This window comes from Pseudohalioglobus sediminis (assembly GCF_008370495.1).
Lineage (GTDB): Bacteria > Pseudomonadota > Gammaproteobacteria > Pseudomonadales > Halieaceae > Halioglobus.
Window position 1 is genome coordinate 1 of sequence record NZ_VTUX01000004.1, and the last position, 11384, is coordinate 11384.

11 protein-coding genes are annotated in these 11384 nt (G+C 59.9%); 4 read left to right on the plus strand and 7 right to left on the minus strand.

All coding sequences use genetic code 11. The features are described 5' to 3' along the window. Window positions 1-281 precede the first annotated feature (281 nt). Complete coding sequence (locus F0M18_RS09490; RefSeq protein WP_149611509.1) at window positions 282-698, plus strand: YidB family protein; 417 nt, start codon at window positions 282-284, stop codon at window positions 696-698. A gap of 35 nt (window positions 699-733) precedes the next feature. Here F0M18_RS09490 and F0M18_RS09495 read toward each other — a convergent pair whose 3' ends face one another. The 4 genes from F0M18_RS09495 to F0M18_RS09510 form a co-directional block, all read right to left on the minus strand. Continuing rightward, the gene (locus tag F0M18_RS09495; RefSeq protein WP_149611195.1) at window positions 734-1864 is read right to left on the minus strand and encodes a hypothetical protein; all 1131 of its coding nucleotides are present in this window, start codon (window positions 1862-1864) and stop codon (window positions 734-736) included. 227 nt (window positions 1865-2091) lie between these two features. Beyond that, complete coding sequence (locus tag F0M18_RS09500; RefSeq protein ID WP_149611196.1) at window positions 2092-3870, minus strand: putative bifunctional diguanylate cyclase/phosphodiesterase; 1779 nt, start codon at window positions 3868-3870, stop codon at window positions 2092-2094. A gap of 165 nt (window positions 3871-4035) precedes the next feature. Continuing rightward, window positions 4036-5079, minus strand: coding sequence for an EF-P beta-lysylation protein EpmB (epmB, locus tag F0M18_RS09505; protein WP_149611197.1), 1044 nt, complete (start codon window positions 5077-5079; stop codon window positions 4036-4038). Between the two features lie 58 nt (window positions 5080-5137). Further along, window positions 5138-6421 (minus strand): NAD(P)/FAD-dependent oxidoreductase, encoded by a 1284-nt coding sequence (locus F0M18_RS09510; protein WP_149611198.1) that lies wholly within the window; start codon window positions 6419-6421, stop codon window positions 5138-5140. A 124-nt stretch (window positions 6422-6545) separates the two neighbouring features. Here F0M18_RS09510 and F0M18_RS09515 point away from each other — a divergent pair, with 124 nt between their 5' ends. The 3 genes from F0M18_RS09515 to mtnA are packed head-to-tail and all read left to right on the plus strand — an operon-like array spanning window position 6546 to window position 9857. Beyond that, window positions 6546-7895, plus strand: coding sequence for a glutamine synthetase family protein (locus tag F0M18_RS09515; RefSeq protein ID WP_149611199.1), 1350 nt, complete (start codon window positions 6546-6548; stop codon window positions 7893-7895). A gap of 18 nt (window positions 7896-7913) precedes the next feature. Further along, window positions 7914-8768: a hypothetical protein gene (locus F0M18_RS09520; RefSeq protein WP_149611200.1), complete on the plus strand. Its 855-nt coding sequence runs from the start codon at window positions 7914-7916 to the stop codon at window positions 8766-8768. A gap of 9 nt (window positions 8769-8777) precedes the next feature. Further along, window positions 8778-9857 carry an S-methyl-5-thioribose-1-phosphate isomerase gene (gene mtnA, locus F0M18_RS09525; protein ID WP_149611201.1) on the plus strand — a complete coding sequence of 360 codons (1080 nt, stop codon included), beginning with the start codon at window positions 8778-8780 and terminating at the stop codon, window positions 9855-9857. 36 nt (window positions 9858-9893) lie between these two features. Here mtnA and F0M18_RS09530 read toward each other — a convergent pair whose 3' ends face one another. The 3 genes from F0M18_RS09530 to F0M18_RS09540 all read right to left on the minus strand — a co-directional run bounded on the left by F0M18_RS09530 (window position 9894) and on the right by F0M18_RS09540 (window position 11337). Continuing rightward, window positions 9894-10100, minus strand: coding sequence for a type II citrate synthase (locus tag F0M18_RS09530; RefSeq protein WP_149611202.1), 207 nt, complete (start codon window positions 10098-10100; stop codon window positions 9894-9896). A gap of 164 nt (window positions 10101-10264) precedes the next feature. After that, window positions 10265-10486 (minus strand): PA3496 family putative envelope integrity protein, encoded by a 222-nt coding sequence (locus tag F0M18_RS09535; RefSeq protein ID WP_149611203.1) that lies wholly within the window; start codon window positions 10484-10486, stop codon window positions 10265-10267. Window positions 10487-10818: 332 nt separating this feature from the next. Next, on the minus strand, window positions 10819-11337 hold the full coding sequence (locus F0M18_RS09540) for a shikimate kinase (protein WP_149611204.1): 519 nt from the start codon (window positions 11335-11337) through the stop codon (window positions 10819-10821). Window positions 11338-11384: the final 47 nt, after the last annotated feature.

Below are 11384 nucleotides of genomic sequence, written 5' to 3' on the forward strand. Positions count from 1 at the left end.
TGAGGTGGGTGTGCCGAGGTTGCTGGCGGCGATGAGGTAATACACCCCCTGAGAATCAGGTACCGAAAAGAGAAAAGCCCAGCTGAAATCAGCTGGGCTTTTTAGTTCAAGGCCGCTAGAGCGTGTTTTTACACAGTCTCGTTCAGGGGCCTTTTTTCTATCTCTATCATCCATCCCCCGGCCGGGGGCCTGGCCATTCGCATTCGCAGTTGGAAAACCGGGCGCATGCCGGAACTTGAGCTATGCTTTCTCAGCTGGATAACCAATAACGGGATCAGATGATGGATATTTTACAGGCGGGTGCGCGATTGCTCTCGGAAGAGCTGGGATTGCAGGTGGACACTGACGCGGTAAGCAGCGCGCTATCCTCGCTGCTCGGTGACGGGCAGGGCAACATCGACCTGGGGGCGTTGACGAGCAAGCTGGCGGCCAATGGCAATCTGTCCAGCCTGGTCAACTCCTGGCTGGGCGATGGCGCCAACGCTCCGATATCGGCCGAGAGCCTGAAGAGTCTTTTGGGAGAGGGTGCTGTAGCCGATTTCGCCGCCAACATTGGTGTCAATACTGATACGGCGGCGAGAGGCCTATCCGATGTATTGCCTCAGATGGTCGACAAGGCCAGTAGCGGCGGCAGCCTGCTGGATGCCGCGGGCGGGATCGATGGCCTGCTTGGAGCCGCCAGGTCCTTCCTGAAATAGCGGCTCTAACGTGCCCGACGTCGCCCGGTCTGTGCTTACTGGGCGATGGCGGTCATGGCTACCTTTTGCACCACGCCTGCGCTGATCAGGCGCATCAGTTCAGCTTTCTGTATTTTGCGCACGACGATGCCGTTCTGGTTGCCCAGCACGAATTCTTCTGCCTGGGGGTCGTACATACTCAGGCTGGCCAATGTAGGTATGTCCTGGTCGTGAAATGCCAGCCAGGTGCCCATTGGCACTGGTGCGACGGATGACGGTTCAGTCAGGCGGCTGTTCAGAGCCAGCGATTCGGCCGCTGGCGATGCGCCACTCTCGGCAGGGTTGACGGGCTTCTCGCTGACAGCGACTTGCGATGGAATATCCATATCTGTGCCTCTTTCGGTTTGTTCGGGCAGGGCGTCCTGCTCTTCTGGTGTTGATGATTCATTCACGGGTTTCCCTGCTGAATAGGCAAGGGAAAGCGAGAGCGTTTCCAGCGCGCCATTCTGTTCCGGGCTGGTAACGGAAGGTTCATCTGCGATCGGCAAAGTTGCCACCGCGAGTTGTTCTGCATCTGCAACGGCGCTGGAGGGGCTCTCCGACGCCTGTTCTTCTTCGCATGCCTGCTCTTCTGCGCGTGCGTGTTCTACAGCGCCGGGTTCGTTCTCGGCGCCGCCTTCCTGCTTGTCCGACAAGTTGTCGTCCTCCCTGTCATCCTGTTCGAGGCTCGTCGTCGAGGCCTCTGTCTGCTCTTTTTCCATGGCCTCATCTACAGTGGCGATGGGATGCTCTGCTTCGCAGGTGTCTTCAGTGATCTGTGTGGAGATACGCCGTTGTGCGTAATTGGCGGCGCTGACACACATGGAGTGAGCGTCGCCGTCATCGCGCAGGGAGTTCAACCAGATACTGAATCCGTTGAGCGCATCCTTCACGGGTTCGGGATTGTTGCGCTCCAGGCTGGTTTCGATCGCGGTACAGAGTATGCGCGTGAACCACGTCATTCTTCCCCAGGCATCGGATTCATCGCCGTATTGATCGATAACGGCCTGTGCCACCAACCGCCATGGCCCATTGACCAGTCGCTGGTAGCTTTCCGGCAATCCGTAGTCGCACACGATTGCCTTCATGTGGCCGGCGGCGCAGTGGTCCTTGTCTATACTTTCGTCTGGCAGGTTTTCCGGAGTCATGGTTTGCCTTGGTTTCGTTGTGCGCCTTGTTGTGCAGCGCTCTGTCAACGAGTATCAGCAGGGGCCACCTGGCCTTCAATAAAAAAGCGGAGAAAAGTCGCGAAAGTGCTGTCCGGGCCTGCAAATGCAGTGGATTGTGTGACGCGCGTCACACTAAGGCGTGGTGAAGCTTTGCGCTTAAGTGCTTGCCCCGGGAGCCGCAGGTGCGCCGCTGTCGAGGCCGGGAACTACTGCGACTCTTCCGATGCAGGCGCGACTTCTCGCGGCCTGTCGCCCAGGTGATTGGAGAGTTGGCGCAAAAATTCCATAAAGTGCCAGGGCGCCAACATGGCCTCGAGTTCGCTTGCTGACACCGGTGCGCTGAACAGGTAGCCCTGCATATGGTGCACACCCTGGCGGTTGAGAAACTGGTATTGTTCGATTGTCTCCACGCCCTCGGCGAGTAGCCCCAGTTCCATGTTGCGTGCGATATCGATAATGGCTGCGACCAGGTTTGCTTCTTTTTCGTTTTCCAGTGATTTCACCAGGTAACTGCGGTCCAGCTTGATGGAGTCCAGTGGGAAGTTATTCAGGTAGCCCAGTGGTGAATAACCGGTGCCGAAGTCGTCAATACACAGGCTTATGCCCAGCTCCTTCAGGCCGTTGAGTATGTGGATGCTCTCACCGAGGTCTTTCATCGCCACGCCCTCCTGCAGCTCAAGCTGAAGGTGCGATGGATCAACGCCGGTTTCTGCGAGTACTTCCCTGACGGTATCGACAAACTCCATCTTGAACTGCAGCGCCGAGACGTTAACGGTCACCTTGGGCAGCTTCAGATTCTTCGCGTGATAGGCTTTAAGCTGCTGACAGGCCTGCCGTATGGTCCACCTGCCGAGCTCATCGATAATGTTCATTTCTTCCGCAACCGGGATAAACCGCATCGGTGGCACCAGCCCCAGTTCGGGGTGATTCCAGCGCAGCAGCGCCTCGGCACCGACTACCGTGGCAGTGCGCGTTTCCACCTGCGGTTGGTAGACGAGCTCAATCTCGCCGCGTTCCAGAGCGCCGCGCAGGTCCGCTTCCATGCGCAGGCGGGCCTGCGCCGGCTCTGTCATGTGTTCCTGGTAGTAGGCGAAGTGATTCTTGCCCTGACCCTTGGCGTAGTAGAGGGCAATGTCGGAGGCTTTCAGCAGGCCCTGTGCATCCGACGCGTCTCCGGGCGCTATCGCGATGCCAATACTGGGGGTCACAACGAGTTCCTGCCCCTCTATATTAAAGGGGGAACCAATGGCCTCCACGATGCGTTCAGCCACCACGCCGGCGGCTTCAACTCTCTCCAGCTGCGGCAGTACCACGGTGAATTCATCGCCGCCGATCCGGGACACGTTGATGGAGGGGCCCGTGTCGACATTGTGGGCGACCAGGTCACTATCGCGGACGCAGCTGAGTATGCGGCTGGCGACCTCCTGCAGCAGGTTGTCTCCAGCACTGTGACCGACGCTGTCATTGATGCGTTTGAAGTCATCCAGGTCGATGAAAAGAATGGCCAGCTGCTCACCGTGCCTCTCTGCCATCCGCAACAGCTGCTCCAGCTGTTCCCTGAACAGTCGACGGTTGGGCAATGAGGTAAGGCTGTCGTGATAGGCCATGTGATAGAGGTTTTCTCTCGAGGCCTCGATCTCACGCACTGAATCTGCAAGTTGTTGCTTCTGCTGTGCCAGCTCACTGGCATATGCCGCTTCCCGCTCCGCTGCTGCTGCTTCGCTGTCGGCGATCTGTGTGCTCAAGGATTGCAGCTTTGCGCCAGCCCGCGTCAGCAGCGTGCGCAGGTAACGGCTCTGCTGCGTCTCTGCCTCGCCATCCTCACTCTGCAGCCACTGCCGGTCGAAGTCCCTGGCCTGCGATGCGAGCTCTTTGTCGATGACGCGGCTGCGCTGCCGCGCCAGCCGCACGAGAGTCCATGCCAGCAGTCCGGCTATCAGCAGCAGAAGGCCAAGCAAGGCCGTCGTGGGTCCCGTCAATGTCATTGCAAGTGTGCGCCTGTCATGGGCCTGGTTGCGTCTTTATTATCAACTGACCCGGGATTATCGCATGGAAATCCATGATGACGACCGCCAATCTGTGTTGCGAACCGCGTTTCAGGCAAAAATTCTGCGTTAGAGGCCTCGCTGATACGCAACTTCCTGAGGTGATCAACGCGCCTCCTCCATGGTTACCCCGGCTGTGGCATCACTGGCGATGCTGACTTTGGCGGCATGGCCCGGTATGTCCCTGACCAGTCGCGGTACCAGATACCCCGGCAGCTGCGCGCTGATTGCCGAGTGCAATGTGCGGGCGCGATCTGTGGATACATCAAAGTGCGCTGCGCCCTGGACCTTGTCCAGCAGGTGCAGGTAGTAGGGCAGCACGCCGCTCTGGAACAGGCGCTCGCTGAGTTCGACCAGTGTCTGTGCATTGTCGTTGACGCCAGCAAGCAATACGGCCTGGTTGAGCACTGTAACGCCCGCAGCCCGCAGCCTGTGCATGGCTGCAGCCACGTCGCTGTCCAGCTCGTTGGCGTGGTTGGCATGGATGACGACCACCGCGTCCAGAGGTGTCGCGCCCAGTGTTTGCAGTAGCGCCGGCGTTACGCGTTCGGGGATGACGACCGGCAAGCGCGTGTGCACCCGCACCCGTTGCACATGCGGTATTCCTGCCAGGCGTTCCAGCAGCTGCCGGATCTGCCCGTCCGACACCAGTAACGGGTCGCCGCCACTGAGGATAACCTCGGTGATCGAGCTGTCCGCGGCGATCTGTTCAAGTGCCTGCAACCACTCGGCGTGACTCTGTTGGTGTTGTTGATAGGGGAAGTGCCGCCGGAAGCAGTAGCGGCAATTGATGGCGCAGCCTCCGGTGAGAATCAGCAACACGCGACCGTGGTACTTCTGAATGATACCCGGCTGCCGGATGGCGTCGCCGGTTTCTCCAACCGGGTCGTGGCCGAAACCAGGTGCTACCAACAATTCCCTGCCGCTGGCCAGCACCTGGCGCAACAGTGGGTCGGCCGGGTCGCCCTTGCGCATGCGTTGCGCAAAGGCGCGTGGCACCTTCAGTGGGAAGTCCTGGCTGGCGAGCTGCGAGAAGCCAGTCTGTGCTGCCTGCAACTGCAGGTACTGCAGCAGCTCCTCACCGGAGCGAATCACGTCGCGCAGTTGTGTTTGCCAGTCCTGTGGGCTGCAGTCTTGTTGAGGAATCACCTTGCGTTGGCCTGTGCATTGCAAAGTGCAGAGTTTAACAGCAGTGGCGGGTCCTGGTTCAGCCCAGTCTATCGCGGAGGCTGTAGAAGAGCATGCCCGCAACCAGCCCGGGGAAGCGCAGCAGGGTGCCCCCGGGGAAAGTTTTGGAGGGGACCGTGGCCATGACGTCAAAGCGCTCGGCGCTGCCGGAAATGACTTCCGCCAACAGCTTGCCCGCGAGCGTGGCGATGGGCACACCGTGGCCGGAATAGCCGTGGGCGTAAAAAACCTGCGATGACAGGCGGCCAAAATCGGGCATGCGGTTAAGCGTTATGGCCAGCGTGCCGCCCCAGCCGTAGTCGATGCGCGTACTTTCCAGCTCCGGATAGATGCGCAGCATGTACTTGCGCACGAAGCTGCCGATGTCTCGCGGAAAACGCCGGGTGTACGATTCCCCGCCCCCAAACAGCAGTCGATTGTCGGCAGAGAGTTTCCAGTAATCGATAACAAAAAGGCTGTCTGACATCGAGGTGTCGTCGCGAATCAGCTGCCTTGCCAGTGACTCTGGCAGTGGCTCGGTGGCCAGCATGTAATTATTGATAGGCATGATTCGACCTGCGGTGCGCGGTTCCAGTTTCTCCAGGTAACCGTTGCAGGCCAAAACCAGGTAGTCGGCTTTCACGCTGCCGCTATCGGTGTTCACGGTGACGTGCGCGCCTTCTGTATACGACAACACGCGGCTGCCCTCGTGCAGTGTAGCGCCGAGGTCACTGGCGGCACTGGCCAGTCCGAGGGCGTAGTTGAGGGGGTGCAGGTGACGGGCGCCGCTGTCGAGGGTGCCGCCATGAAAACCCTGGCCCGAGGTCATCTGCGCCAGCTCGTCCGGCTCCACGTAGCGGATATCCTCATAACCGTAAACGCTGCGCAGGTGGTCTACTTCTTCGATCAGCCAGGGTTGCTCCTTGGCCTTGGACGCCACATGGAGGTTGCCGTACTTGAGTTCGCAGTCGATCTGGTATTCGTCGATCAGGGAACAGACAGTCTCAACGCCTTCGAGGCCGAGTTGCCACAGGGCTTTGGCGTGATCCAGGCCGACCAGCTTTTCCAGCGTTTCCTGGTCCGCGCGCTGGCCGGTGCCAACGTGGCCGCCGTTGCGCCCGGAGGCGCCCCAGCCCACCTTGTTTGCTTCCAGCACGACGACGCTGTAGCCGCGTTTGCGCAGGTGGATGGCTGTCGACAGCCCGGTGTAGCCACCGCCAATAACACAGACATCGGCCGACACCTCCCCACGCAATGGGGGGAAGTCCAGTTGCTGGTTTGCCGAGGCGGCGTACCAGGATTCAACATGAGGAGTGTTTTGCATGTTGGGAATATACCGTTTTGCAGCGGCGGATGCGCATACCACCATAGGGTTAGCGCCAAGCAAAACGCTTGAATAGCCCCGGGTTCATCGCGATACTCGGGGCTTTGGGCAAAACGGACGCGGTATGAGCACCGACACGCAGGCGATCAAGGACTGGCTCAAGCAACACCAGATTTCAGAGGTGGAAGTGCTGGTGCCGGATATGACGGGCAATGCCCGGGGCAAGTTTATTCCCGCTCACCAGTTTCTGGACATGGGCGAGCCCCGACTTCCGGAAAGCATCATGGTGCAGAGCGTCACCGGTGAATACTGCGATGAACACTGGGACCTGGTTGAGCCTACTGACGCAGATATGATCCTCAAGCCCGATCCCGGAACCATGCGGGTCGTACCGTGGGCACGCGAGCCGACGGCGCAGATTATTCATGACTGCTACACCATGGACGGTAGCTTGCACCCGCTGTCCACCCGCAATGTGTTGCGCAAGGTGCTGGACCTGTACCAGGCTGCGGGATTGCGCCCGGTGGTGGCGCCCGAGGTGGAATTCTACCTGGTCAGCCGCAACACCGACCCCGACAACGTACTGGCGCCGCCAAAGGGGCGTTCCGGTCGCGCGGAAACATCACGCATGTCCTACAGCATGGACGCGGTTTCGGAGTTCGAGGACTTCGTGGAAGACATGTACGATTTCGCTGAAGCGCAGGAACTGCGGGTTGATACCCTGATCCATGAAAATGGCGCCGCGCAGATGGAAATCAACTTCCTGCACGGCGACCCCATGGATCTCGCCGACCAGGTATTCACCTTCAAGCGCACCGTGCGCGAGACAGCGCACAAACATGGCGTATACGCGACATTTATGGCCAAGCCCATGCAGGCCGAACCGGGTAGCGCCCTGCATATCCACCAGAGTCTTGAATCACTGGAGACGGGTCGCAATATTTTCGTCGATGAGCAGGGCGAGCACACGGAAGCCTTCCTCAGTTACATCGCCGGACTGCAGCACTACACGCCCGAATTGATAGCGCTCTACGCGCCCAATGTGAACTCCTACCGGCGGCTGGCGCCCGATATTTCTGCGCCCATCAACCTGAACTGGGGGCTGGACAATCGCACCACCGCGTTTCGGGTGCCCCAGAGCGGCCCGGCGGCCACGCGGGTCGAGAATCGCTTCCCCGGAGCGGATGCCAATCCCTACCTGGCGATGGCCGCGACGCTGGCCTCGGGTTACCTGGGCATGCAGCGGAAACTCACACCCACGCGGCCACACCAGGGCACCGCCAATGAAGACGAGGTTGAAGTCGCCCGAACACTCGAGGAAGGCCTGCGTAACCTGGGTGATTCCCCGGAAGTGGAAGAGGTGTTCGGCGCGCTGTTCCTGAAAGCTTATGCCGCGGTGAAGCTCGATGAATTCGAAGAGTTTAACCGGGTGATTTCTTCCTGGGAGCGGGAGCACCTGCTGCTGCAGGTTTAACCGGGAGCGGCTTCCCCAATGACCAAGGACAGCGACAACCTGCTTGCCAACAGCGCGGTCAACATGCGCCTGTTCACAGCAATAAAATACATTGTCTACCTGCTGCTGAGCTTCAATGTCTACCTGTTCCTGCAGGAAGAGCTATTAGCCCTTGAGCACACCTTTGTTGATGGTTTTGAACTGTCGCAGGTTATCCAGGTGTTCTCCGCAACCATCGATACGGCGGCCTGGGTTATTCTGCTGCTGTTGTTTGAACTCGAGACATCGGTGCTGGATGACCGCAGGATTCAGGGGCCCGTGAAATGGGGTCTGCACGGTATCCGGCTGCTTTGCTACGTCGCTGTGTTTTACGCCTTTACCGGTTATTACGCGGAACTGGTGACGCTGTACGAGGTTACGCCCATGGCCGGCTTCGATGCCTGCGCCAGCGTCGGGCAGGGGTGGTCGCTGCTGGTAGACCTGGACGAGTACATACCCTTGCAGGCGCAGAACTGCGCCGCCGTGGCTGGCGAAATCTATCGCGTCACCGGTTTTGATATTCTGGCGGAAGCCCAGGTTCTGGAGGCAGCACGCAGGCTGGCCTGGGTTGATGTGATCAATTCCGCGGCCTGGCTGCTGGTCGTCATCGTGCTGGAGATCGAGGTGAGGCTGCAACTGCGCGGTGACCTGTCCGATCGCATCATGAACGTGACCAAGTGGGTGAAGCTTATACTCTACGGCACGCTATTTTTGGCCGCAGGCTACTGGGGCGTTGCCGGCGATTTCCTGGATTTCTGGGACGCGGCGCTGTGGTTGTTTGCGTTTATCTTTATCGAGCTCAATGTGTTTGAATGGCAGGCCGAAACCAATCAGCAAGACCCGGCGACAGCCTGAGGATCCGCCATGTTCAGCAACGATGACCTGTCCAGCCTGCGCTGGGATCCGGTAGCCAATACCGTAGAGATCATCGACCAGACCCTGTTGCCGCACACCCTGCGCTGGGTCCACCTGGATTCCCTGGAAGCCTATTGCCACGCCATCGTGCATATGCAGGTGCGCGGCGCACCCCTGATAGGCGTTACGGCGGCCTTTGGCCTGGCGCATGCGGTGGCCCGTGATCCGTCGGACCAGTCCCTGCGCTCAGCCTGCGATGCCCTGCTCGCTACACGGCCCACTGCGGTAAACCTGCGCTGGGCACTGGAGCAGGTATGCGCAGAAATCCAGCCCCTGCTGCCGTGGGCAAGGGCAGAGGCTGCGCTGAACAAGGCCCTTGATCTGCGCTCTGGCGACATCCACAGCTGTTCACTTATCGGGGACAACGGCCTGGCGTTGCTACAGGACCTGTATGCCGGTAGGACCCTGAACGTGATGACGCATTGTAACGCCGGCTGGCTGGCGACCATTCAATGGGGCACCGCCCTGGCTCCGATCTACAAGGCTCACGCGGCGGGTATGCCGGTGCATGTCTGGGTGTCGGAAACGCGGCCCAGGAACCAGGGCGTCAACCTGAGCGCATGGGAGCTGCAGCAGGCCGGTGTGCAATGTACGGTGGTGGCAGATAACAGCTGTGGCCAGCTGATGCGCTCGGGGCAGGTGGATTGCGTTATTGTCGGCTCGGATCGAACGGCGGCCAACGGCGACGTGTGCAACAAGGTCGGTACCTATCTCAAGGCGCTGGCGGCACGGGACAACGAGATTCCTTTCTATGTGGCACTGCCGGAGTCGACGATCGACTGGCGTTGCCCCGACGGGGATGCAATCCCCATCGAACAACGTGATGCCGCTGAGGTGTTGTCCGTCGCCGGTGTTGATGCCGCGGGGCAGGCACTTGAAGTCAATGTGGCCGCCGTCGGCACCCGGGCACTCAACCCGGCCTTCGATGTGACACCAGCCGGGCTGGTGAGTGCACTGGTAACCGAACATGGCGTGTTTGCAGCCAGTGCGGCTGCACTTGAGACCCTGCGGTTGCAGTTGGACAGGTAATAGCGGCGCGGGCCTGCCGCCAGCCTGGCCTGGCGATCAGATTTTTTCGTCCAGGCCGATATGATCAATACGCGGATAGCTGCGCCACTGGAAGGATTGTTTGTGGTCGCAGATCAGGCAGCTGTGTTCTATGTCCCCGGTTGTCGGATCTATTTCGCCTGACTTGGCCATCATGCCCTGCCCACAGGCGTCGCATACATAATTGACCTCAACCGGCCTGACTTCTCGCTTTACTTCCGGCATGCCCCTACAACCTCTCGCGTGCTGTGTGCTGATGACTATCCGGCCGGGCAGCCCTGGCGGGCAGCACGCCTCGTGCATTTAGAGGGTAACAAAGACAATGCCGACCTGATAGCGACGGCAAACAAATCCGGGACCGGGCCTGGCGATATCAGGGCGCGGAGGCGCTAGAAATCATCCAGTTCCAGATCGTAGTAGCCCAGTTCATCCCTCAGGCGTTTCTCTTCCAGCCGCTGTTCAGCGCGGCGGCGTTTCTCCGCCAATCGCTGCTTGCCGCTGATTGCGGGTGCGAGCTCATCGAACTCCTCATCAGACAGATCCCCGAGCATGGGCTCGAAGACATCGTCGAAAGAGTCAGACGTCGCCGGCTCCTGGTTGCGCTCTGCCATAAACCACCTCCCGATGATTTATAAAACGTCACAGACAGAAACCTCTCTGTCTTCTCGCGGAGTAAATCAAAAAACCATTTGCATGGGAATAATTTTTTTGCCTGACATTTTTAACAAAATCGGGTGGCCCGCTGCCGTCCCTGGCTCTCCCTGCCCTCGCTGTGACATCCTTGTCGCGCCGTCCCTGGCATGCGGGTCGGCGGGCCACCCACTGATGGAACTGCAAGGGTCGTGCCAGCACATTCTGCCGGCCTGATGGGCTCGAATGCGGCGAAACAGCGATAATGGGCTGCGCGTGGACATGTCCGGTCGTGTCCGGCACCGTGTCGACTTCAGTCAGTCGCGGGATTTTCCAGGGCATCGCGGATGGCGGTGGCGACAGCCTCGGGGCCACCCTGGGTGGCATCTACCGTATGGTCGGCATATTGCGCATACAGCGGGGTGCGTTCTGCGTACACCTGGGCGAAGCTCTGCTTGCTGTCGCTGGCGATGCCGCGCAGGGGCGCGGCCGCGACACGCTGCTGCAGGGTCTGCAGGTCCGCCTGCAGGTAGATAACCGGTCCCGCCTGCTGCAGTCGCTGCATGCTGGCTGCGCTGTACACCACGCTGCCACCGGTGGAGATCAGTGCACCGCCGAGGTCAATATCCAGTAGCACCTCCTCCTCTACCCGGCGCAGGTAGCGGTAGTCGTGTTGCTCAATGATGGTCTGCAGGGTGGCTCCTTCCCTGACCTGGATGTCGAGGTCAGTGTCCACGAAGCGCAAACCGGTCTGTTTGGCCAGTATCACGCCGACGGTGCTCTTGCCCACGCCGGGCATACCGATGAGGCTGAGCGTATTAAAGCGATGCATGCTGTCGTCCCGGGAAAAGGGCAATTATCGGTGACGCGGCGCCGCGC